Consider the following 24,133-nt stretch of genomic DNA (forward strand, 5'->3'; position numbering starts at 1 on the left):
GGGCATCGCTGCTGCCATCACAAAAAAGCGGCCCCACACCGAAGTATGGGGCCGCCGGTTTCATTCGATCGGTAGGTCGGGCTTAGAACCGGACAGCGACCGAAGCGAAGTATTCACGACCGTTATAGTCATAGCCGTTGCCGATCGGAATGTTCGAGATACCGAACACTTCGTTGGTGTCGATCAGCGGGGGGCTTTCGTCGAAGATGTTCGACACACCTACGCGGACATCGAAGCGATCGAATTCGACACGGACTGATGCGTTGCTGACGAAGTATGCGTCTGCAAAGCCGATATCGCGGCAGAACACACCATCACCCTCGACAACGCCGTCCGGGATGAACTCGCCTGTGACCGGATCGTTGATACCCGAACCGTTGCCGAGGCAGGTGTTTCCGATGAAGCCGGTGGGCTGTCCATCGGGACCGCGGCCGAAGGCGTCGGAAAGCGGGTCGATGCCGTCTTCCTGCTGTTCGGTTTCGCCGATGAAGCGGGTCGACCAAGTAAAGGTCACATTGTCGACCTGCGCCGAGAAGGTTCCGCGGCCTGTCCATGACGGGAAGCCGAATTCACCTGCGTCGTCATCGACGTCAGGGTTACCAAGGTCGTCGAGAACCACCGAGGTACGTTCGATCAGGTGGTTCGCCCGGAGGTTAAGCCCCAGACGAATGTCCTTACCGAAGGCAGCGACATCGGTCCTCAGGTTGGTGTTGAGGTCGATACCACGAACGGTTTCTTCGTTGATGTTAACGAAACCGGCGAAGACGTTTGTAATCAATTGACGCGATGCTGGGTCAGTGTCGTACTGAATATCATCACAGAAGCTCGAGCGTGACGATTCTTCACGAAGGAAACACTCGTTTACGACGAACTGGCCGGTCGGCTCTGCGATCGCGCCTTCAACATTGATATCGTAATAGTTGAAGTTGAAGTCGAAATCGACCGGACCGAAGCTTTCCACGAAGGAGAAACCCGTGGTGATGGACGTCGAAGTCTCGGGATCGAGTTCGAAGCTGCCGCCCGAGGTGATTTCCACACTCGGCACCTGAACGGTGTTCGACCCGTCGGTACCCACCGTGGTCGGATCGCGACCTTCGCGGAGGCAGTTCTCGAGTACGAACGGATCGCGATCGTCGTTCGCGGCGATATATCCACCGTTCAGAGGCGCATAGGCATCTGTTGGGACTGCGCAGGGATCGGTGATGCCGCCGAAGCCGGACTGACCGGCAAGGAACAGTTCACGCAGGTTCGGCGAACGGAAGGAGGTGCCATAGGAGAACTTCAGGAGAAGCTGTTCCACCGGACGCCAGCCGCCCTTGAGCGAGTAGGTGAAGTTCGTGCCGTAGAACTCGTCTTCGGTCACACGACCCGACAGGTTCACCCGCAGATCGTCAACCAGCGTCCGTCCGCTCATGAGCGGAAGGTCGAGTTCGCCGAAAGCTTCGTAGATGTTCTTGCTGCCCTGTGCGCCCTGGTCGGCGAAGAAGCCGAAGAACAGGCCTTCCGAAGCAACGACGTCAGGCTGTGAATTCAGCGTATCGTTGCGATATTCCGCACCGATCACTGCCTTCGCCGTACCGCCGGGAAGCTCGAACAGGCTGCCTTGGAAGAATGCCGAAAGAACGGTCTGTTCGTAGGTCGTGTCGAAATCGCGTGTATCGAAGAGATAGTCACGCTCTGCCTGTGTCGCAAAATCGCCCACTGCTGTCTGGTAAAGCGACGGTGCGAAGAGATTTACGGGTACACAGCCATCAAGCACATCGGGCTGCAGCAGATCCGGATTGGCGAAGCCGCTGGTGGCGCAAGGGCCGCCGGCTAGGACGACAGGGGTTGCACGCCCCGTGGGCGAGGTAACCGTCGGGTCCATACCGAGTGCGAGTGCAAGACGGTCATCACGGATACCGCTGCGCGACGAAGTACCTTCCGAGCGCGAATAGACGCCCGAGACATCGAAGGTCCAGTCATTGCCGGGGCCGAAGTTGATGAAAGGAAGGTCACCGCGAACGCCGAAGACGCCGCGATACTGTTCCTGCACCGTTTCGGTGAAGTTGCGATCGCCCTGTACACTTACAACCGGACGCACAGTGTAGGAAACCCCCGTCGGACGGGCGAATGCGCCGCCTTGGAAATCATAGAGCCCGTCGAACTGGTTCTGCAGATCGCCGCAGTCGTTGTTGGCAATGTTGCAGGGGTTGAACGGGTTGCTGCCCGGAACATAGGGGAACAATTGCGGTGCGTTGCTGCGCGCGCTGACTTCGGCGCGGCTGTAGTTCGCTTCGAAGTAAGGCGTAATGCCCAAATCCCCGTCGAACGTGTATTCGCCATAGGCCATCACGTTGTAGAGGTCTTGCGGCGAAATGAACGACGGCTCGAGATCGGTACCATTGCGAGTGACCTGCGAGAAGTCGACATCGAGCAAGCCGTCGCCATCGCGATCGACCGGATTACCGAACGCATCGAAGGCATCGGAGAAACCCGGGATGCCCGTGTTGCCGGCGATACCAGTGGTCGGGTATACGGTCTCGTCGTAATAGATCGAGCTGAAGAACAGCGGGCTGTTCGGGATGATCCGGCGTGCCGCAGCATCGATTGTGCACGGCGTGGTTACTTCGCCAATAGCACCGCCACTATCGGCGCGTGTATTGGCATCGTCCGAAATACCAAGCGTGCGGATTTGACCGCTGTCGGTGATTTCATAGTGCGTGTTACAACCGGCGAGGAAATCGCGGTCGCCAAGCTTGATCTCGTCACGGCGCGCATATTCCGCACCGATGCCGAAGCTCCAGTTACTGCCAAATTTACCGAAAGCAGCGCTGATGCGGTAATCGTCGCCAGCGCCTTCTTCGTTAAGATCACCGTTGGCAAACAGTTCGATGCCATCGATATCCTTGCGCAAAACGATGTTGCCGACACCCGCAACGGCGTCCGAACCGTAAACCGACGATGCACCGTCGAGCAGAAGGTCGTAGCGTTGGACGAGCGACGAAGGGATCAGATTGATCGAAGGGTTGGTCGGCGCACCTTCCACACCCGCCGGGGCCAGACGGCGCCCGTTGATCAGGAGAAGGGTACGGTCGGCGCCAAGGCCACGAAGGTCGAGGGTTTGCGAACCCGGACCGTTATTCAGGACAAAGCCCTGGAAAGTCGCGTCGATTTGCGTACCAGCAGCGGATTCGCTCTGCTGAAGGATAGCAGCAGCGTCGAACTGACCGGTATCCTGCAGGGTTTCCGTTTCGAGAACCTGAAGCGGCGAGATGCTGTTGTAGGTGTCGTCACGCTGAATGCGCGAGCCGGTGACCACGATAGCTCCAGCTGTTACTTCACCCGAAGCGCCAGTACTGTCCACATCGACGACTTCATCGTCCAGCGGATCGTTCGAGGTTACGCCATCGGCCTCTTCGTCCTGCCCGGCGTCCTGCGCCGAAACCTGACCGGCGACAGTGAGCGCCAGCGCCGAAGCCGTAAAGGCCAGACCCTTGAGAGTAGTTCTATGAATTTTTCGCATTGCAAACTCCAGTCGCGACAACCGGAACTGCGCCCCTCACCCAGCGGACAACGAATCTGCCCCCCCCCTTGTGGCGCAGGCTTGCTTGAAATGTCCGGGCGAAAAAGCCCCCAGTCCCAACTGAAGACTTAGTGCGTTAACCCTTGCCGCCTGTCAAAGCACATCGGCGGTTTTGAATGGCTGTGTTGCGAAATTCCCACAAAACTCCTCCACTCGCAGCTGCAAGCAGAGGAGGTTGAGAAATATTACCTCCCTAATGAGCGGCTTCCCGATTATAAAATTTCAGAGTCACAATCCAGCACATATCGACATTCGTATGCAGCTAGCGAATCACAGGGATTGTTGCGTGCACATGACGGGCTCCATCATCTATCATTCTATTGTCATCTCCAGCGCCCCGTCACCCTCATCGATGTTGACCCGAGATCCATCCGGAACCTCGCCCCGCAGGATCATGTCGGCCAGCGGATCTTGTACGTATCGCTGCACCGCACGCTTCAGCGGGCGCGCGCCATAGACCGGATCGTAGCCCACACGGCCGAGCCACTTCTTCGCGGCCTCGGTCAGATCTAGTTCGATCTTGCGGTCCTTAAGCAGCTTTTGCACACGAGCGACCTGGATATCGACAATCGGGGCCATGTGTTCCTGTGCCAGACGGTGGAACAGGATGATCTCGTCCAGACGGTTGAGGAACTCGGGCCGGAAGTGTCCGCGCACCACGTCCATCACCTGCGGCTCGACATCTTCGACCTTCTGGTCGTCATCCATATTGGCAAGGTATTGGCTGCCAAGATTGGAAGTGAGGATGATCAGCGTATTGCTGAAATCGACCACGCGGCCCTGCCCGTCGGTCAGACGCCCGTCGTCGAGCACTTGCAGCAGCACGTTGAACACGTCGCTGTGTGCCTTCTCCACTTCGTCGAACAGCACCACCTGATAGGGGCGCCGCCGCACGGCTTCGGTCAGAACGCCGCCTTCCTCATAGCCGACATAACCCGGAGGCGCGCCGATCAGGCGGGCGACCGCATGCTTTTCCATGAACTCGCTCATGTCGATGCGCACCATCGCGCTATCGTCGTCAAAGAGGAAACCGGCGAGCGCCTTGGTCAGTTCTGTCTTGCCTACGCCCGTCGGGCCGAGAAAGAGGAAGCTGCCCAGCGGGCGGTTCGGATCCTGCAGGCCGGCACGCGCCCGTCGAACGGCCTTGGAGACCGCATCGATGGCCTGCGACTGGCCGATCACCCGCTTCGACAGGATGTTTTCCATGTCGAGCAGCTTCTCGCGCTCGCCCTCCATCATCCGGTCGACAGGGATGCCGGTCCAGCGGCTGACTACACCGGCGATATCGTCCTCGGTCACTTCTTCCTTGAGCAGGGCATTGTCGGTGTGGCCGCTCGCTTCCTGAAGCTTGCGTTCCAGCTCTGGAATCCTGCCGTATTGCAGTTCGCCCGCCTTCTGCAGATCGCCCCCGCGCTGCGCCTGTTCGAGTTCGATCCGTGCCTGGTCGAGTTCTTCCTTGATCCGCGCCTCGGCATGGATCTTGTCCCGCTCGTTTTGCCACCTTGTGGTTAGCTCCGAAGACTGTTGTTCGAGTTCGGACAGTTCCTTGCGCAGGTTTTCTAGCCGGTCCCTAGAGGCGGTATCCGTTTCCTTCTGCAGGGCCTGTTCCTCGATCCGCAGCTGGATGATGCGACGGTCCAGTCCCTCGATTTCCTCCGGCTTGCTCTCCACTTCCATACGGATACGCGAAGCAGCCTCGTCCATCAGGTCGATGGCCTTGTCGGGCAGAAAGCGGTTCTGGATATAGCGGTTGCTAAGCTGCGCGGCCGCAACGATCGCACCATCCGTGATGCGAACGCCATGGTGCAGTTCGTATTTGTCCTTGATCCCGCGCAGGATGCTGATCGTGTCCTCGACGCTCGGCTCGTCGATATAGACGGGCTGGAAGCGGCGCTGCAGCGCTGGGTCCTTCTCGACATACTTCTGATACTCGTCGAGCGTAGTCGCGCCGATGCAATGCAGTTCGCCGCGCGAAAGGGCGGGCTTCAACAGGTTGCCCGCATCCATGCTGCCTTCGCTTGCTCCTGCGCCGATCAGAGTGTGCATCTCATCAATGAAGAGAATGATCTGCCCATCGGCGCTTTTCACTTCGTCGAGCACGGCTTTGAGACGTTCCTCGAACTCGCCGCGGTATTTCGCGCCAGCAATCAGCGCGCCCAGATCGAGCGCCATAAGCGTCCGGCCCTTGAGGCTGTCGGGCACATCGCCATTGGCGATCCGCAGCGCAAGGCCCTCCGCAATCGCGGTCTTCCCGGTTCCGGGTTCGCCGATCAGGGCGGGATTGTTCTTGGTGCGGCGGGCGAGGATCTGAACCGTGCGGCGGATTTCCTCATCGCGGCCAATCACAGGATCGAGCTTGCCGTCGCGCGCCGCTTGCGTCAGGTCGCGCGCATATTTCTTCATCGCATCGTAGCTCTCTTCGGCGCTGGCGCTGTCGGCAGTGCGGCCTCCGGTAGCCTCCTGAATCGCGGCCTCTAGCGATTTGGCATCCACGCCGGCTGACTTCAGCGCCTTGCCCGCATCATTGTCGGCAAGGGTCAGTGCCTGGAGAATGCGTTGCACGGGAACGAAGCTGTCGCCTGCCTTCTCCGCCAGTTGCTCGGCTTGATCGAGCGTGCGCACGGCGTCATTGTCGAGGCCGGGTGTCGCTTGCGCCCCGCCGCCGGAAACTGCCGGAATCTTGCCCAGCGCCGTATCGATTTCGGTAATCGCCACACCGGGATTGCCGCCTGCCCGCTGGATCAGCTGTGCGGCCATTCCCTGCTCGTCATCAAGCAGTGCCTTGAGAATGTGCGCGGGCGAAATGCGCTGATGGTTCATGCGGATTGCGACCGTCTGAGCAGCCTGCAGGAAGCCTTTGGCCCGGTCTGTGAATTTTTCGAGATTCATTCGAAACCCCTGTCCTTGAAGTACCGCTCGAATATGGTGTTGCGATTATGCAACACAAGCCCTCCTCCTGCTTTTTTCGCACGTGGCGAGCACAGGTGTGTTAGCCGGATATAGGGGTGCAATGCGCGAAGGCGAGGGCGGTGCCGAAATTTATTCGGCGTCTACGCCTTCCAACCCGGGCACCATCACGGTTCGCCCGCCGCCAAAGTCCTCGCGGACCACGATCAGACCCTGCCGTTCGAGATGTTCGAGCAGCCGGCGGATACGTCCGGGCGAACTGGTGCCATAGGCGCGCGCAAGTTCCTGCTCGTCCACTTCGGTCTCTCCCGCGTGGGCTGCCTTGGCAATTACGAGGAACGGGCCGAGCAAATCCTCCTCCACTCCGCTCGCCAATCTCATTATCCGCGCCTGCAAATGCTCTTCCAGCTCTGACAGCCCCGCACCGGCAAAGGCGAAGCGACGGCGGAAGGCACGCATGTCGGGCATGGGTCCGATCAATCGTTCGCGGCGGCAGCGCGTGAGGAAAGTCTGGTATTGCGCGCTGGCCGACTGGAAGGCGATGCCCTCCTCCCCTGCCAGTTCGCCGATGATCTCCTCGATCCGCGAGGCAACGGAGGAAGTATCGATGGGTTCGGCAACCGGTTCGACTTGCCGTTCCTCTGCATGGGCAATGCTTTCCTCGATGTCCTCCAGACGCGGCGCAGGCGGGGGAGCTGGCGGCGAGGGAGCCTTGGCGACATCGCTGGCAAGATCGCGGGTCAAGAGATCGGCCATGTCCTCGGGCGCCGTGTCGGGCATAGCCATCAATCCTTCGCTCCGCACGGCATTGCCGGTCTTTACCGCGCCGATCTTCACCGCCAGCGGCAACCGGGTGATGGCAGGGCCGAGCGCAAGGAAATGCCCTCGCTCAAGCTCGCGGATCCGCTCCGCCTGGCGCCGCTCCATGCCGAGCAGGTCGGCGGCGCGCACCATGTCGATATCGAGGAAGGTGCGCCCCATCAGGAAATTCGAGGCTTCGGCTGCCACGTTCTTCGCCAGTTTCGCCAGCCTCTGGGTCGCCACGACCCCCGCGAGACCGCGCTTGCGGCCGCGGCACATGAGATTGGTCATGGCAGACAGCGTCATGCGCCGCGTGTCTTCGGCCATCTCGCCTGCGGCTGCGGGAGCGAACATCTGCGCTTCGTCGACCACCACCAGCGCGGGATACCAGTGCTCTCGCGGGGCGTCGAACAGCGCGGTCAGGAATTGCGCAGCGCAGCGGATCTGCTGTTCGACCTCCAGCCCATCGAGATCGAGCACCACGCTGGCGCGGTGTTCCCGGATACGGCGGGCAAGCGCCTCTATCTCCCCGGGGGAATAGGCCGATCCGTCGATCACGACGTGCCCGAATTCCTCTGCCAGCGAAGGGAAGTCGCCCTCCGGATCGATCACCACCTGTTGGACCATGCCTGCGCTCTCTTCGAGCAGCCGTCGCAAAAGATGCGATTTGCCGCTCCCGGAATTGCCCTGGACGAGCAGGCGGGTTGCGAGGAGTTCCTCGATATCGAACTCTACCGCTTTGCCGGTGGTCGTGTGGCCGATGGTGATCTGCGATGTCACATGCACACGGCTAGCGGGCCGAATCCGTTTGCGCCTAGGTCGCCCGCCACAGTTTTGCCCAGCGGGATTGTTTCGCCGGGCACCTCTCGCTAGGAAAGTTGCAAGAGAGGACTGAATTTCATGAGAAAATGGACCGGGCGTGTCGCAGCCGCCCTGCTGGTGATCGTGCTCGTCGCTTTCGTGGCACTGGCGACATGGGAACCGTTCTGGGCAAAGCGCGAGGGCATAGCGCCGCCCCAGGCCAGCTATTCTGCAGAGATTATCCGCGACGAATTCGGCGTTCCGCACATTTACGGCGCTCGCGACCGCGACGTGGCATACGGAGTCGCCATCGCCCATTCGGAGGATGATTTTGCGACCTTGCAGGACGTGGTCGCCATGGCACGCGGGCGCTATGGCGCGATCGCGGGGCAGGACGGTGCGGCGATCGATTATGTCTATCACCTCCTCGATGCACGCGGCACCGCGGATCGGCATTATCCCGGACTGCCCGAAGACACGCGTGCGCTATTCGAAGCCTATGCCACCGGGCTCAACGAGTATGCCGAACAGAACCCGGACGAGGTCAAGCTGGGCAATCTTTTCCCGGTAAACGGCAAGGACGTCGCCGCCGGGTTCGCACTGCGCCAGCCATTCTTCTTCGGCCTCAACAATGTGATTGAACCATTGGTTGCAGGGGAAGACCTGCGCGCGGAATACGGACCGGACATCCCCGGCTTCCCGCGCGAAGGCACGCCCGCCCCGGCCAAGCGACAGGATGACGTCGAACAGGTCGCCTACTCGCCCTTCGGCAGGGACGCCGCGCACAACGGCTCCAATGCCTTCGCAGTCACGCCCGACAAATCGGGCGGCCCGACCATCCTCGTTTCCAACAGCCACCAGCCCTGGCGCGGCGGCGTCGCCTGGTACGAACTGGTCGTCGAAAGCGAGGAAGGCTGGCACTATGCCGGTGCGAACTTCCCTGGATCGCCCTTCCCCTTCCTAGGCCATAACGAGGTGCTTGGCTGGACCAATACGGTCAACACGCCCGATATGGTCGATGTTTACGAGCTCGAGCTGGATGACACGGGCGAGCGCTACCGCTTTGGCGGCGAGTGGCGCGATCTCGAAACACGCACCGTCACATTGCCGGTCAAGCTTGGCCCGATTGTCCTTCCCATCCGCCGCGAGATCCATCGCAGCATCCACGGCCCAGTCATCATCAATGATCGCGGTGCCTTCGCCTTCCGCTATGGCGGGATCGACAATCTGGGCCAGCTCGACGCCTATTACAGGATGAATAAGGCCGAAAGCCTGGAAGAGTGGGAGGCCATTCTCGCACGGATGGACATACCTTCGACCAACTTCATCTATGGCGACCGGGAAGGGAACATCGCCTACGTCTACAACGCTGCCCTGCCAGACCGCCCTGTGGGGCCGAACTGGCGCGGCGTGCTGGACGGTTCCGACCCCGCACTCGTGTGGGATGGGCCGGTCGATTACGAAGAATTGCCGCGTTATCTGAACCCGGCCTCCGGCTGGCTCTACAATGCGAACAATGCCCCATATACGGCGGCAGGCAAAGGCAGCGACCTTTCTCCTGATGAGTTTGCGCCGGAACTGGGCGTCGAGCTCAAGCAGACCAACCGTTCACGTCGCGCATGGAAACTGATGAGCGAGGCCGAACTGCTCGACCGCGAAACGCTGGAGGAAATCAAGTACGACACTGGCTACGAGCGCAGTGGATACATTGCCGATCTATGGGATGCTCTGGAGGATGAATCCCTTCTTCCGCCAGACATCGAAGTCGACAATTCGCTAAAACGCGCTCGGGATCTACTGCTGACGTGGGATTTCAAAGCCGACAATATCGGGCGTGCCGACAGCCTCGCTTTGTTAATGATCCGCGAGTTCATGTCCTGCCGATATCAGAACAAGGCCTGCCCCACAGTGGTCGGGGAGTTGGAAAGGGCGGTCGACCATCTCGAAACGCATTTCGGGCGCATCGATCCTCCCATGGGCGAACTGCTGCGCCTGCGCCAGGGCAATGTCGACCTGCCCCTCGACGGCGGTTCCGACACGCTCCGCGCCTCTACGCTGTGGGATGTCGAAGAAGACGGACGCCTCGGGGTGCGCCATGGCGACAGTTTTATCCAATGGGTCGAATGGCTTCCGGGGCGGCGCGTGTCCTCTCGCTCGATCCAGCCCTTCGGTGCCGCAACCACGAGGCCGCAATCGCCGCATCACACCGACCAGTCCACGCTGTTCATCCAGCACCGTTTGAAGCCGGTTCACTTCTGGCGCGAAGATGTGCTGGCCAATGCTGTCACTCGAAAGACAGTGACGCACCGTTAATCACTGGCTAGCGTGCCAATACGTGTTTTTTTGAGTCGCGTTCAGGGGAGAATTCATGCGTTTTAAGACTTTGCTGACGGTTTCGGCCGCGCCCTTCATCCTTGCCGCCTGCGCAACTGCGCCGGCCTATGACGTCGCCGACGTCGGCAGTGCCGAAGTCGCCGCCACCGATACGGCGGAACCAGCCGAGCTCACCTCGCTCATCGACGAGGTCGCCATCCCCCATGAAAAGTTTACGCTGGAGAACGGGCTCGATGTCATCGTCCACACGGATCGCAAGGCACCGATCGTCGGTGTCGCGGTCTGGTACAACGTAGGATCTAAGGACGAACCGCAGGGTCAGACCGGCTTCGCCCACCTGTTCGAACACCTGATGTTCAACGGCTCGGAAAACGCGCCGGAAGATTACTTCCAATATCTGCAGGAAATGGGCGCGACCGATTACAACGGCACGACCAATTTCGATCGCACCAACTACTTCCAGACCGTACCCACCGCCGCGCTCGAACGTGCGCTGTGGCTGGAAAGTGACCGTATGGGCTACCTGCTCGGCGCGGTAACGCAGGAAAAGCTCGATAACCAGCGCGGTGTCGTTCAGAACGAAAAGCGCCAGGGAGACAACCAGCCCGGCGGTCTCGTGTTCTACGAGATCATCGAGACTCTCTTCCCTGCGCCGCACCCATACGACCACTCACCCATCGGTTCGATGGCCGATCTCGATGCCGCGAGCATGGAAGATGTGCGCAATTGGTTCCGGGACAAATACGGCCCCAACAACGCCACGCTTGTGCTCGCAGGCGATGTCTCGCCGGCAGAGGGCCGCCGCCTCGCCGAAAAATACTTCGGCGAGATCGAACGCGGCCCGGTGAACGAACCGGCGCAGGCGGAAATCACCGAACTCGCAGCTCCCGTGCGCACCGTGATGCGCGACCAGGTCGCCGCGACCAACATCAGCAAATACTGGACCGCACCCGGCATTACCGACCGCGAACTGACCGCCCTGACGGTAGGCGCGCAGATACTCGGCGGCCTCTCATCAAGCAGACTGGACAACGCCCTGGTGCGTGACGAACAGCTGGCGGTGGGCGTTTCCGGCGGAAACTTCGCGTTCCAGCGCGTCGGCATTCTGAACGTCGGTGCCACGGCCAAGCCGGGTGTCGAAACCGAAGTTCTCGAAGCGCGTCTGGATGCCCTTATCGACCAGTTCATCGCCGAAGGTCCGACCGAGGATGAAGTCCGACGCGCCGCGACCAGCACCGTTGCCCAAACCATCCGCGGGCTCGAACAGGTCGGCGGTTTCGGCGGCAAGGCCGTCACCCTCGCCTCCGGCGAAGTTCTGGCCGGCGATCCCGATTTCTTCTCGCGACAACTCGAAACGCTGGCAACACTAACTCCCGCAGAAGTCCAGGCAGCGATGCAGCGCTGGATGACCCGCCCGGCAATGACGCTCGTGCTCGAACCGGGCGAACGCGATAGCAGCTACGAAGAAGCCGCATCGGTTGCCGCTGAAGCGGAGGCGGCAGATGCAGCCACGGCGGAAGAGATCACTGTGACCAAGGAGCGCCCGGCCCCGCCCATCACCGCAAGTGCCGATCTCGACTTCCCCGACGTGCAGCATACCACGCTGGCCAACGGGATGACCCTGCACTACGCGATGCGTGACGCCGTCCCGGCAACCTATGTCACGATGAGCTTCAATGCCGGAAGCGCTGCGGATCCCATCAGCAAGCGCGGGCTCGAAACGCTTGCCCTGTCGCTGTTCGACGAAGGGACGACAACGCGAACTTCGCAGGAACTTGCCGAAGCGCGCGAACGTCTGGGTGCGAACATCTCGCTCGGCGGCGGTGCCGACCGCTCGACCTTCACGCTATCGGCGCTCTCGGCAAACCTCGTGCCCTCGCTCGAACTCATGTCCGACGTGGTCCGCAACCCCGCCTTCGATCCGTCCGAGATCGAGCGCGTTCGCACGCAGCAGATTACCGGTGTCCAGCAGGAATTGCGCACTCCGGCTTCGATTGCCGCGCGCACGCTGACCCCGCTGATCTATGGAGAACAAAATCCCTATGGTGGTGCCGCGAGCGGCACCGTGGAGTCGCTGCAGAGCATCACGCGCGAAGATATCGTGACGTTCAAGGAACAATGGATCCGGCCGGACAATGGCGAGGTTTTCGTCGTCTCCGACCGTCCGCTGGCGGAAATCGTGGGAGCCCTCAACACCGTGTTCGGTGACTGGGATGCACCTGCCGTCGCCAAGGGCGTGAAGAGCTTCTCGAACATGCCCGAACGTCCCGAGGAAGCTCGGGTCGTCCTGGTCAACCGGCCCAATTCTCCGCAGAGCTATATTCTCGGCGGCCAGATCACGCCGGTAGATGCGCGCGACGAGACCTATGTCGACTTCCTCAACGCCAACAACGCGCTGGGCGGCAATTTCCTCGCGCGCCTCAACATGAACCTGCGCGAGACCAAGGGCTGGAGCTACGGCGTTCGCGGCGCACCGCAGACCAATGAGAATGCGGTTGCCTATCGTATTTCGGCACCGGTCCAGGCAGACCGTACGGGCGATGCCCTGGCCGAACTCATCCGCGAGACCGGCGAATTCCTCGATACGCGCGGGGTTACCGAAGCCGAGCTGACCCGCATCGTGGCGGCGCAGATCGGAGAACTCCCGGGCCAGTTCGAAACCTCGGGCGCCGTCCTTTCGGCTATGCAGAACAATGCGCTCTATGGCCGTCCGGACAATTACTACGAATTGCTCGCCGACCGTTACCGTGCCCAAACGGGAGCCAGCCTCGATGCCGCCGCCCGGGCCGCCATCGATCCGGACCGCTTCGTCTGGGTCGTAGTGGGGGATGCGGAACAGGTCGAACCACAGCTTGAAAGCCTCGGGCTCGATGTCGAGGTCGTCGAGATGGCCCAGACAGGCAATTGAGGCTTATTGACATTCATGTCAGCAAGCACGAAGACCACGCGAGTTCAAATCAAGGAGAATACACATGTCCGTAGCCGGAACTTATGACACCGTCGTCAAGAGCCCCATGGGCGACCAGAAGGGCACCTTCACCGTCGTCCCGGGTGACGATGGCAACACCTTCACCGGCTCCATGGCCGGCGGAATGGGCTCAATGGACGTCAAGGACGGCAAGATCAACGGCGACGAACTGACCTGGGCGATGGACATGACCGTCCCGATGCCGATGACGCTCAACTGCAAGGCGACCGTCAATGGCGACCAGCTGACCGGCACCGTCAACGCCGGTGCATTCGGCGATATGCCGCTGACCGGCGAACGCCAGGGCTGAGTCTTTCGCCCATCGCTGAATACACAGGGCCGCCGGAGCAATCCGGCGGCCTTTTTGTTGCCGCAATACAACAAAAAGGCGCACACATACTGCTTCACCAAACTGCCATCAGGCAGCAATCGCGTTGTCGCACCCTGCCTCTAACCGCGAGGGTCTTATTCATCCTCTCTGGCTCAAGAAGGCATCCGACCCCATGACAATCGCTTTTCGCGCCGCCTTGCTGGCATCTATAGCTCTTCCTGCCGTCCCCGCGCTCGCGCAAAACGTCGAGGTTGAGGCCTCTACCGAAGCTGCCGCGGTCGAGGCGCAGGAAACCGCCAATTCGGGCAACACCATCATTGTAACCGCGCAGAAAGTCGAACAGCGCGCGCAGGATGTTCCGATCACTATCTCAGCCGTCACCGGCGAACGGATTGAAGAACTGGGCGTCACCGATCTCGACGAACTTTCAAACTACATTCCCGGCCTCAACATCCAGGAACAGAGCGCCAACAATCCGGGCGTCGTCATTCGCGGGATCACCTCGGACAGCGGCTCGGCGCAGCAGGGTCCGCGTGTTACGCTCTATTACAACGGCGTCGACATCTCACGCTCGCGCGGCAGCTATCAGGCGATCTACGATCTCGAACGGGTCGAGGTCATCAAGGGTCCGCAAGCCACTTTGTTCGGCACCGCATCGGCGGTGGGCGCGATCAGCCTTGTCTCGGCGCGTCCGCGCGAAGGCTTTTCGGGTGAGCTGCGCGGCGGCTACGGCAATTTCAACCAGACTTTATTGGGCGGCTACATTAACGACGGCAACGGTACGATTGCCGGGCGTATCGCCTTTGAATGGCGCACTCGCGACGGCTATGTCGAAAATCTCGCCGCAAACCAGGAAGAAGATCTCTACGCGCAGGACCAGCTCGGCATTCGCGCCTCGGTCCGCTACACGCCGACTGCCGATTTCACCCTCGACGTGATCGGCACTTTCGACCAGCAGCGCAATGGCGGGACCCCGTTCATCTCGGGCCGGTTCCCGGCTTTCGCTGGTGCGCCGGGCGGTCCGGCCAACGCCTTTGTCGATGCCAATCTGGGCGGCTCGCCCTACTCGGCGCAGCATTTGGGCGACGATCAGCTGGGCCTCAACCGCGAGGTTTACGACCTTAACATGACCGCTGAATACGCCTTGGCCGACGATTGGACTTTCACCACCGTCAACGGCTATCGCCAGTTCGACAGTGCCGAAGTATTCGATGCCGATGGCTCGGCCGCTCCGTTCCTCGAATTTGCTGAAATCGCCGAGGGCTGGCAGATCAGCCATGAAGGGCGCTTCACCTACGCTGGCAGCAAGCTGCGCGCCAGCGCGGGCTGGAATCTGTTTATCGAGGACGGTCGCCAGAACGTGCCTTTTTCGACCGAGTAAGGTACTTACCTGCAGTGCCTCACCAGCCTGTTCGGAGCGCCATTGATCCCCGGCATTCCCTGTGTCGGAGACGACGGCAGCGTGCCCGCAGCCGCAGTGACCGGCCTTGCCACTGGCGGCCTCATCAGCGCGATCCCCTACACTTCGGTGTTCGAAAATCAGGGCCGCAACGAAGCCTATTCGATTTTTGGCGATTTGACCTGGTTCGCCACCGACGCGCTTGAGCTGACCGCGGGTATCCGCCTGCTGGACGAATATCGCCAGTCAGGCTTCTTTGCCGATGTCCCGAACAGCGTGCTGAGCGGCGCACCGTTGATCCCCGGACAAATCGATACGCGCGGCCAGACCTTCACTGCCGACGATGCCTTCCAAGCTGTCCTGCCGCGCTTCAACGCGCTTTACCGGATCAGCGATGACGTCAACGTCTTCGCCACCCTATCCAAGGGCCGCCGTTCGCCGATCGTCCAGCTGGGCGCGCGCCGCGACGCCGATGGCACCGCCATCGCCAACCGGCTCGACGTGCCCGAGGAAACTGTGTGGAACTATGAAGGCGGAATCAAGCTCGCCAGCGGGCCGATTTCGGGCGCGCTGGGGGTATATTACCAGGTCTATGACGGCTTCCAGGTGAGCGTTGCGCAGCTCGACGCCGATGGCAATCCGACAGGCGCCTTCGTCACCGAAAGCGCGGGCAAGGCGTCCAACCTCGGGGTCGAAGCCGAAGTGGCGATCGACGTGGCCGATTGGCTCCAACTGTTCGGCAATGTCGGCTATATCGACGGCGGGATCGACGAAGACGATGCCTTCTCGCCGCAATTTTCGGGTGCGCGCTTCCGCCTGCAACCCGAATGGCAGGCCGCAGGCGGCTTTACGATCGATTACGAATCCGGCAATGGCACGCGCTTCTTCGCCACGCCGAGCGTGACGCATCGCAGCCAGATCTTCTTCGAAGTGCCCAACAATCCGCTTATCAGCCAGGGGCCGGTGACGCTGGTCAACGCCCGCGCGGGGATCAGCTTTGCCGATGACCGTTATGAAATCGCCGGCTTCATCCGCAACGCCTTCGACGAGGAATATCTGCTCGATGCCGGAAACACCGGCGGTGCCTTCGGCATCCCGACCTTCATCCCGGCCGAACCGCAACTCTTCGGCATCCAGCTGGCTGTACGCTTCGGCGACTAATCAGGTCTCAAGAGTGATAAAAGCCGCCGGAGCCTAGCGCTCCGGCGGCCTTTTACATTTGTCTGAGCGGTGGAGGATTACTCGACCACATCCATTTCCTCGATCAGACCCTGGGCACCGTCGACCTTGTCCATCACCCAAAGCATGTAACGGGTGTCGACATGGATCGTGCGCGTGGTGCGCGGGTCGAAGTGCCAGTCGGAATTGACGCTTTCGAAAGTCCCGTCGAACAGCAGGCCAACCAGTTCGGCGCGCGCATTGAGCGTGGCCGAACCGCTGTTTCCACCGGTGCTGTCGAGGTCAGACAGGAAGTTCACCGGGACCGAACCTACTTCGGGCGAGTAATACCTGCCGTAGTCCTTCTCGCGGATTTCCTGCAGCTGCCGTTCGGGCGCATTGAAGGGATCTTCGCCGGTGTCCTTTTCGGTAATGCCTTCGAGCGTGGTGAACGGCATATAGGCCATGCCGTCCTTGGGGGAGCCCCCCAGCACGGTGCCGTAGGTAACCCGCAAAGTGGAATTCGCGTCCGGATAGGTCGCAAGACCCTGCGAACGCTGCCACTGGGTGATCGCCTCCATGTAGCCCGGGCGTAGCGCCAGCGCGCGACCGGAGCGTTCTTCGCTCTCGGCTTCCAGTCCGCGCTCGTACTCGTAGAGCGCGACTGCAAGCTGCATGAAGGGATCGTCCGATGCCTCCAGATCCTCAGGTGTGGCATCCATCAGCGACAGGCGCGTTTCAGTATCGCCTAGCGACGTGCCCGCGTAATATGCATCGAGCTTGGTCGACAGGGTCGCCTCATCGATCTCGCCTGTCAGCCCCAGTGCATTGTCGAACACGGCAACGCGGTTTCCAGCAGGCTGATCCAGATAGCTTTCGAGGAACAGCATCCACTGTGCCTTGTCGACCGAGGCTTCATAACGGCGGTCGAGCGCCTGAAGTCCCTGACGGAAGAAGGTCATGTCGCGTTCCTGGAAACCCGGTTCACGCTCGGCGTCGGGCTTCTGACGTTCGTGCGCGAGGCGATAGAGGCGCTGCGCCGCCGAAAGCAGGGCAGGACGGGTCGCGAAGCCGTACCAGAAGGCTTCCTGCGCAGCCTCGGCGCTTTCCTGTGAGAGAGTCTGCAGGCCGGCAATGGCCTCGCCATAAGCGGCGCGACTGCTGTCGGCCGCAATCCACGCAGCCAGTGCTTCCTCGCGCTCGCGGCGCAGGTCGACCAGCCCCACGCGGCGGGCGCCTTCGAGCTGACCGCGCGTATTCTTCTCGAAATTGTTCAATCCGGCGAGGAGCGATTCATATTTCACCCGCGCATCCGAACCCTCTGGCGCCGCTTCCTCGATCGTATCGATCCACTCGTTGAGCAGGGTGACATAAGTCGGGTAGGTCCAGCTGAAGGTGTTCTCCACCTCTGCCAGCGTGGCATAGCGTGAAGTCGATCCGGGATAGCCCGCGGCCATCACGAAATCGCCTTCCTTCAGGCCGCCCGCGCTTACCTTCAGGTGATGTTCCGGCTGGTAGGGTACGTTCTCTTCCGCATAATCCGCAGCCGAACCATCGGGGGCGACATAGGCGCGATAAAAAGCGAAATCGCCCGTGTGGCGCGGCCACATCCAGTTATCGATATCGCCGCCGTATTTGCCGATCGAATCCGCCGGGGCATAGACAAGGCGCACGTCGCGCACTTCGAGCCGCTCGATCAGCGTATATTCCGCACCGCCGTAAAAGCTGGCGACCTGGCAGCGGTAACCCGCCTTCTCTTCGCATTCGGCGGTGATGTCCTTCATGCGCTGCTCGACCGTCTCATACCGCTCGGTCGGCGAGAGAGTTTCGGTGCCTTCGCGCATGCGCTGCGTTACGTCTGTCAGCGCCGTGGTGACGTAGATGCGCGAGCCCGGAGCGGCTGGCAGTTCGTCGCCCTTGGCCTTGGCGAGGAAGCCATCGACGAGATAATTGTTCTCGGCGGTCGAGTTGTACTGGACCGATCCGCGCGCGCAGTGGTGGTTCGTCACCACCAGGCCAGCCGGTGAAACGAAGCTGGCCGAACACCCGCCCAGCGAAACGATGGCTCCCATCGGGAAACCGGTCAGATCGGTCAGCGCCTCGGGATCGATTTCGAGTCCGGTTGCACGCAGATCTTCCGCGATCTCCGGCAACTGCTTCGGCGTGAACATGCCTTCCTTGGCAGCAAGCGGCGCGGATGCGGCGCACGCCAGGAGGGCGGCGACGGTCGTAATTTTTCTCATTGAAGTACAGTCCCCTACCTTGTGCGCAAAGGGCGCACGATGGCGGAGGGCGTAAAGGTCAACCTACTGCGGAGCAAGAAGGCGCTCGGCGGGCTACTTGTCGGGTCGACGAATATCCCCCGCGTTCACCCTGCCGGTTGTAGCGAAGTTCAGCCCAGCTTGTCCTTCAGCAACTGGTTGACCACCGCCGGGTTGGCCTTGCCCTGCATCGCCTTCATCGTCTGCCCGACGAAGAAGCCGAACAACTTGTCCTTGCCGCCGCGGTATTCCTCAACCTTGTCGGTATTATTGGCGATGATCTCGTCTATGGCCGCTTCGATCGCCCCGGTGTCGCTGACCTGTTTCAGCCCTTCGGTATCGGCGATTTCCTGCGGATCGCGGCCGGTCCTCAGGACGATTTCGTAGATCTCCTTGGCCTGCCCGCCGGAGATTTCGCCCTTGTCCTGCATTGCGAGGATGCTGGCCTGCGCTTCAGCGGTGGCGTTGGCGATGTTTGCCTCTTCGCCCAGCGACTTGACCACGCCTGGGGCGACCGAGAGAGCCCAGTTCGCGACCTGCGTGGCGACCTCCGCCTCGGGCTTGCCGATTTTCGCTACGGTCGCGGCAAGCAGAGTTTCGAACCGGCCGAAAGTCTCGACCTCTGCGGTCAGCTCGCGCGCATTGTAGGGCGTCAGGCCAAGCTGGCTCTCGTAACGCGCGCGCTTGGCATCGGGCAGTTCGGGCAGGCTGGCGCGGCAATCCTCGAGGAAACTGTCTTCCAGCTCCAGCGGAAGCAGGTCCGGATCGGGAAAATAGCGATAGTCATGCGCGTCTTCCTTGCTGCGCATGGTCCGCGTCGTGCCGGTCGCCACGTCGAACAGGCGTGTTTCCTGATCGACCGTACCGCCATTCTCGATCACATCGACCTGGCGGTTGGCTTCGTATTCGATGACCTGCATCACGAAGCGCACGGAGTTCACGTTCTTGGTTTCGGTACGCGTGCCGAATTCCTCGCCCGGGCGGCGGACGGAGACGTTCACGTCGGCGCGCATCGAGCCTTCTTCCATGTTCCCGTCGCAGCTGCCCACATAGCGCAGGATCGACCGCAGCTTGCGGACATAGGCGCCCGCTTCGGCGGGGCTGCGCATGTCGGGCTTGGAAACGATTTCCATCAGCGCAATGCCGGTACGGTTGAGATCGACATAGGACATGGTCGGATGCTGGTCGTGCATCAGCTTGCCCGCGTCCTGTTCGACGTGGATGCGCTCGATCCCGATGATTTTATCCTCGGGAATGCCGGCCTTCTCGTCGGCCTCGATCAGCAACTGCCCCTCGCCCACGATCGGGTGGTAGAGCTGGCTGATCTGGTAACCCTGCGGCAGGTCGGCATAGAAGTAGTTCTTGCGGTCGAACCGGCTCCACTTGTTGATCTGCGCCTCGATCGCCATGCCCGTGCGCACCGCCTGGCGGATGCATTCGCGGTTCGGCACCGGAAGCATACCCGGCATCGCTGCATCGACGAGGCTGACCTGCGTATTCGGCTCCGCGCCGAATGCGGTCGAAGCGCCGCTGAACAGCTTGGCATTGGAAGTGACCTGTGCATGGACTTCGAGGCCGATCACGACTTCCCATTCGCCCTTTGCGCCCTGGATGCGGTAGCTAGTCATCCTTTAGTCCTAACAGATAGGTTTCGAGTTTCTGGATTTCGCTCTTAGCCAATTCGTCAAATTTTCCAGAGCCGGTGATGGTAATTTCTTCGAGATATAGAAGAGTCACGTCCCGATGCTCCGGATAATTTTCCAGCTCCCTGATCGTTGCGACGAGAGAAGCACCGCTGAGGCCATCGATTTTCGATCTTTTGAGGCCTGAATGGAGGTAGTCCATTACCTCATTGTACCTCATGATCCTGTGCGGCCCAGCATCGCGAGAGGTTCGGCTGATCTTTGCGGTCAAGTAGGTCATCAACCAGAATGGGATGACCATACCGAATAGGATTAGGCCAAGAACAATCCATTCAAAGCCATTCACCACCATTTCTCCGGCTTCGCGTCGAACCCGGCCCGCTGCTCGATGGCAAGACCCGCATTCAGCACGCCCTGCTCGTCGAAGGGCTTGCCGACGATCTGGAGGCCGAGCGGCAGACCGTCAGAATTCACCGTGGCAGGCACGCTCATTGCCGGGAGGCCCGCAAGCGATGCAGGAACGGCGAAGACGTCGTTCAGATACATCGTCAGCGGATCGTCGTTGAGCGAGCCGAGGGGGAAGCTGGCGGTCGGCGTGGTCGGCGCGAGGATCACGTCGCATGCCTCGAAGGCCTTTTCGAAGTCCTGTGCCACCAGCGTGCGGATCTTTTGCGCCTGCGTGTAATAGGCATCGTAGAAACCGGCGCTGAGCACATAGGTCCCGATCAGCACACGTCGCTTCACCTCATCGCCGAAACCGGCAGCGCGGGTTGCGGCATACATGTCCTGCAGGCCGGCACCTTCGGGAAGGTCGCGCAATCCGTATCGCACGCCGTCATAGCGCGCGAGGTTGGACGAGGCTTCTGCCGGGGCGATGATGTAATAGGCGGGCAGCGCATATTTGGTATGCGGCAGCGAGACGTCGACGATCTCCGCGCCTGCATCGCGCAGCATGGCCTTGCCCTGTTCCCAGCTGTCGAGGATCGCCCGGTCGGTGCCCTCCATGCGGTATTCGCGCGGGATACCGATCTTCTTGCCCGTCAGGTCCGCATCGAGTGCGGCTTCCCAGTTGGGCACATCCATTTCCAGGCTGGTCGCGTCCTTGGGATCGAACCCGGCCATGGCTTCTAGCATAATCGCGCAGTCTTCGACACTGCGCGCCATTGGCCCCGCCTGATCGAGCGAGCTGGCAAAGGCGACCACGCCCCAGCGGCTGCAGCGGCCATAGGTCGGCTTGATCCCGCAAATGCCGGTGAAGGCTGCTGGCTGGCGGATCGAACCGCCGGTGTCGGTGCCGGTGACAGCCGGCGCAATGCGCGCTGCAACGGCGGAGGACGACCCGCCCGACGAACCGCCCGGGCTCATCGCGGCATTGGTGCCATCCTTCTTCCATGGCGAATTGACGTTGCCGAAATAGGACGTCTCGTTCGACGAGCCCATGGCGAACTGGTCGAGGTTGAGCTTGCCAAGCATGCCCGCGCCCGCATCCCACAGCTTCTGGCTGACGGTGCTTTCATACTGCGGCTTGAAGCCTTCGAGGATATGGCTGGCAGCAGTGGTCTGCACGCCCTTGGTGGCGAAGAGATCCTTCATTCCGATAGGCACGCCGCCCATCTTGCCGAGGTCTTCACCCCTGGCGCGTTTCGCGTCGGTGGCATCGGCCGCAGCAAGGGCGTGATCGGGCGTGGTGACGATGAAAGCGTTGAGTTCGCTCGCCGAAGCCACGGCAGCGTTGAACGCCTCGGCCACTTCGCGCGCGGTGAACTCGCCGCCGGCCACGCCATCGCGGATGGCCTTGATGCCCAGATTGGTCAGTTCATTTGCGTTCTCGGGCATTATTCGATCACCTTCGGCACACCGAAAAAGCCGTGTTCGGCCGCCGGTGCATTGGCGAGTATATCCTCGCGCCGACCACCCGAAGTTTCGGGGATCGCATCGACCACATCGTCACGCAGGCGCAACTTGTTCGGGATGACCGCGGTCATCGGCTCGACACCGGAGGTATCGACCTCGCCCAGCTGTTCGACCCAGTCGAGGATATTGTTGAGTTCGGGGACCATTCGATCGAGTTCCTCGTCACCCATTTTGATACGGGCGAGCGAGGCGATCTTGGCCACTTCTTCGCGTGTGACTGACATGGGTGTGCGCACTAGCCGCGCAGGGGGTTCTCTTCAAGCGGCTATGCGGCGGTGCAACATCATTCGAACGGTTCGCCGAGCGGCTTGCCATCGACATAAATCTGGCGGCCCTTCCATTCCCGGATTTCAACCACGGAATTCGGGCCTACTTCGGGCTGGTCGTCATCCCGCCCCAAGTCGATCGGTCGCGGCTGTACCGTTCCTTCCTGCGGGATATTCCGGGGGTCCACGACTTCGCGTCTGACGTCGCCCCCGGTCACGATAGCGACTTCCCTTCCCTCGCGCTGGCTGGCCGGTCCCAGATCGAGAGCGACACAGGGCTGGTTACACATGAACGCCGCGTCGCGAACGAGCGCGCGAACGGCGTTCTGCAAATCCGGATCGGCAAACTGCATACGCAAATTGGCCAGCCGTTCGTCCCGAGTCTCGTCGCGAATGGTATTCCGGTAACTGCGGGTGGTTTGAGCCTGCGCACCCTGGGCGAGATTCGCAATCTCGGCATTGGAGCTGGCGGCAAGCTTCGCCAGCGCTTCACGCCCGGCATCGCCGAAATCCCAGCGCAGGGCCGCGAAGTCGAAATCCTCTGCCGAGACTTCGCCAGCTTGCAATCTCGCCAGCTGGTCGCGTGCGGATATGGCACCGAAATCGAGGATCGGCAGCGCAAGGATAAACGCGAGCACGCAGGTTCCGGCTGCAAGATGCAGATTGGCCCTACGCACGCGCTCCATCCACTGCGTCATCCGTCCGCGGATCGGGGCGACGAAATAGGCCACGCCATATGCCACTGCGACCATGATCGCGATCAGGCCCCAGATACGTTCCGGGCTGAGGCCGTATTCCGCGATGCGCGTGCCGGTGGAAATCGCCGCCATGATCGATAGCGGCAGGATACCCAGCGCCAGCACCAGTGCCGCCCAGCGCAGCACCCGGTTCCTGCTGGCCTCCTCGTCACCGTTGCGAACGACCGAATTGACCAGCACGAAACTGGCCGCTGCGCAGGAGAGGAGCAGCGGCGTCGGGCTGCGTGTCGCTCCCCAGAGCACTTCGAGGCCGCTCACCAATACTGCGAGGATGAAGATCGCCAGCGCCCCGGCGAAGGGAACCGCAATAAGCGACAGAACCAGCATCCCGACCGATTGCAGCGTGCCGATAACCTTGAGCTGGTTGCGGAGCACCCCGAGCGCAGCGCCGAAGGTCACCCCGGCGAAGGTCCAGTTGAACCATTCCTTCCCCAGAAGTTCGCGCAGGAACCCGATTTCGATAGCGGCGAACAGCTCGGCCAGAAGATTGGCGAGCAGGAAGGACAGACCGGTAAATGCCAGCGCCCCGCCTGCGCTTATGGCATCGGTCCAGACATGGAAATGCGTGTCGTCGTAGGAGGTCCGCCAGCGCAAGCGATGGAAACGCGCCTGGAACAGCGGCAAGGCCAGCGCGATCGAGACGATACCTGCTGCCAGCCAATATCCCTCGTCGGCGTAATGATCCTCTGCCCGTGCGACCCGCCAGGCGATACCCGCCATCACGGCGCCGACCAGCAGGGCGAAAGCCAGAGGCCCTTTCCAGCGCTCACGGCCCAGCGTGAAGGCGAAGGCCAGCGGTCCGAAGAACAGGAAGCCTGCTAGCGCCGCGCGCCAGGCCGGGACGCTGCCGTATTGCCAATCGCTGGCGTAATGGATCAGCAGCCCCGCAACGCCCAGCAACAGGGCAAGCATCCAGGGGCGCAGCGACCAGTCGGTATCGCGCGTAGTGTCGGTATCGGTCATCGCTAATCCCTCCATCGGAAGGAGGGATTAGCCGAAAGTCAGCTTCCCGGCATGAGGAAAAGCT

Annotated in this window: 12 protein-coding genes and 1 pseudogene; 4 read left to right on the plus strand and 9 right to left on the minus strand. The window is 61.3% G+C overall.

The window, feature by feature from the left end; genetic code table 11:
• Window positions 1–82: 82 nt before the first annotated feature.
• From K3180_RS00460 to K3180_RS00470, 3 genes are all read right to left on the minus strand, one after another.
• The gene (locus K3180_RS00460) at window positions 83–3,505 is read right to left on the minus strand and encodes a TonB-dependent receptor domain-containing protein (protein WP_221537701.1); all 3,423 of its coding nucleotides are present in this window, start codon (window positions 3,503–3,505) and stop codon (window positions 83–85) included.
• 372 nt (window positions 3,506–3,877) lie between these two features.
• Window positions 3,878–6,454, minus strand: coding sequence for an ATP-dependent chaperone ClpB (clpB, locus tag K3180_RS00465; RefSeq protein ID WP_221537702.1), 2,577 nt, complete (start codon window positions 6,452–6,454; stop codon window positions 3,878–3,880).
• A 150-nt stretch (window positions 6,455–6,604) separates the two neighbouring features.
• A complete protein-coding gene (locus K3180_RS00470) occupies window positions 6,605–8,053 on the minus strand; it encodes a helicase HerA domain-containing protein (RefSeq protein ID WP_221537703.1) in 1,449 nt (482 codons plus the stop codon).
• A 120-nt stretch (window positions 8,054–8,173) separates the two neighbouring features.
• Between K3180_RS00470 and K3180_RS00475 the strand changes: the two genes are divergently transcribed.
• The 4 genes and pseudogenes from K3180_RS00475 (at window position 8,174) to K3180_RS00490 (ending at window position 16,267) form a co-directional block, all read left to right on the plus strand.
• On the plus strand, window positions 8,174–10,387 hold the full coding sequence (locus K3180_RS00475; protein ID WP_221537704.1) for an acylase: 2,214 nt from the start codon (window positions 8,174–8,176) through the stop codon (window positions 10,385–10,387).
• Between the two features lie 55 nt (window positions 10,388–10,442).
• Window positions 10,443–13,316 carry a M16 family metallopeptidase gene (locus K3180_RS00480; RefSeq protein ID WP_221537705.1) on the plus strand — a complete coding sequence of 958 codons (2,874 nt, stop codon included), beginning with the start codon at window positions 10,443–10,445 and terminating at the stop codon, window positions 13,314–13,316.
• Window positions 13,317–13,380: 64 nt separating this feature from the next.
• On the plus strand, window positions 13,381–13,686 hold the full coding sequence (locus K3180_RS00485) for a hypothetical protein (RefSeq protein ID WP_221537706.1): 306 nt from the start codon (window positions 13,381–13,383) through the stop codon (window positions 13,684–13,686).
• Window positions 13,687–13,879: 193 nt separating this feature from the next.
• Window positions 13,880–16,267, plus strand: a pseudogene (locus K3180_RS00490) (TonB-dependent receptor).
• A 77-nt stretch (window positions 16,268–16,344) separates the two neighbouring features.
• On the opposite strand, the gene K3180_RS00495 reads toward K3180_RS00490, so the two are convergent.
• The 6 genes from K3180_RS00495 to K3180_RS00520 all read right to left on the minus strand — a co-directional run bounded on the left by K3180_RS00495 (window position 16,345) and on the right by K3180_RS00520 (window position 24,069).
• A complete protein-coding gene (locus K3180_RS00495) occupies window positions 16,345–18,507 on the minus strand; it encodes a S46 family peptidase (RefSeq protein ID WP_221537707.1) in 2,163 nt (720 codons plus the stop codon).
• 149 nt (window positions 18,508–18,656) lie between these two features.
• A complete protein-coding gene (gene gatB / locus K3180_RS00500; RefSeq protein WP_221537708.1) occupies window positions 18,657–20,153 on the minus strand; it encodes an Asp-tRNA(Asn)/Glu-tRNA(Gln) amidotransferase subunit GatB in 1,497 nt (498 codons plus the stop codon).
• Window positions 20,146–20,520 carry a hypothetical protein gene (locus K3180_RS00505; protein ID WP_221537709.1) on the minus strand — a complete coding sequence of 125 codons (375 nt, stop codon included), beginning with the start codon at window positions 20,518–20,520 and terminating at the stop codon, window positions 20,146–20,148. The genes gatB and K3180_RS00505 overlap by 8 nt, the downstream gene beginning before the upstream one ends.
• A complete protein-coding gene (gene gatA, locus K3180_RS00510; RefSeq protein WP_221537710.1) occupies window positions 20,511–22,004 on the minus strand; it encodes an Asp-tRNA(Asn)/Glu-tRNA(Gln) amidotransferase subunit GatA in 1,494 nt (497 codons plus the stop codon). The genes K3180_RS00505 and gatA overlap by 10 nt, the downstream gene beginning before the upstream one ends.
• Window positions 22,004–22,306: an Asp-tRNA(Asn)/Glu-tRNA(Gln) amidotransferase subunit GatC gene (gene gatC, locus K3180_RS00515; RefSeq protein ID WP_221537711.1), complete on the minus strand. Its 303-nt coding sequence runs from the start codon at window positions 22,304–22,306 to the stop codon at window positions 22,004–22,006. Before gatC ends, gatA begins: the two co-directional genes overlap by 1 nt.
• A 59-nt stretch (window positions 22,307–22,365) precedes the next feature.
• Window positions 22,366–24,069 (minus strand): DUF4153 domain-containing protein, encoded by a 1,704-nt coding sequence (locus K3180_RS00520; RefSeq protein ID WP_221537712.1) that lies wholly within the window; start codon window positions 24,067–24,069, stop codon window positions 22,366–22,368.
• Window positions 24,070–24,133 lie beyond the last annotated feature (64 nt).

It is taken from the genome of Qipengyuania huizhouensis, from assembly GCF_019711635.1.
Classification (GTDB): Bacteria; Pseudomonadota; Alphaproteobacteria; order Sphingomonadales; family Sphingomonadaceae; genus Qipengyuania; species Qipengyuania huizhouensis.

Coding starts and splice junctions, on each gene's coding strand:
- K3180_RS00485 (WP_221537706.1), top strand. CDS start 13,381: ATGTCCGTAGCCGGAACTTATGACACCGTCGTCAAGAGCCCCATGGGC.
- clpB (WP_221537702.1), bottom strand. CDS start 6,454: ATGAATCTCGAAAAATTCACAGACCGGGCCAAAGGCTTCCTGCAGGCT.
- K3180_RS00520 (WP_221537712.1), bottom strand. CDS start 24,069: ATGACCGATACCGACACTACGCGCGATACCGACTGGTCGCTGCGCCCC.
- gatA (WP_221537710.1), bottom strand. CDS start 22,004: ATGCCCGAGAACGCAAATGAACTGACCAATCTGGGCATCAAGGCCATC.
- K3180_RS00495 (WP_221537707.1), bottom strand. CDS start 18,507: ATGAGAAAAATTACGACCGTCGCCGCCCTCCTGGCGTGCGCCGCATCC.
- K3180_RS00475 (WP_221537704.1), top strand. CDS start 8,174: ATGAGAAAATGGACCGGGCGTGTCGCAGCCGCCCTGCTGGTGATCGTG.
- K3180_RS00505 (WP_221537709.1), bottom strand. CDS start 20,520: ATGGTGGTGAATGGCTTTGAATGGATTGTTCTTGGCCTAATCCTATTC.
- gatC (WP_221537711.1), bottom strand. CDS start 22,306: ATGTCAGTCACACGCGAAGAAGTGGCCAAGATCGCCTCGCTCGCCCGT.
- K3180_RS00460 (WP_221537701.1), bottom strand. CDS start 3,505: ATGCGAAAAATTCATAGAACTACTCTCAAGGGTCTGGCCTTTACGGCT.
- K3180_RS00480 (WP_221537705.1), top strand. CDS start 10,443: ATGCGTTTTAAGACTTTGCTGACGGTTTCGGCCGCGCCCTTCATCCTT.
- gatB (WP_221537708.1), bottom strand. CDS start 20,153: ATGACTAGCTACCGCATCCAGGGCGCAAAGGGCGAATGGGAAGTCGTG.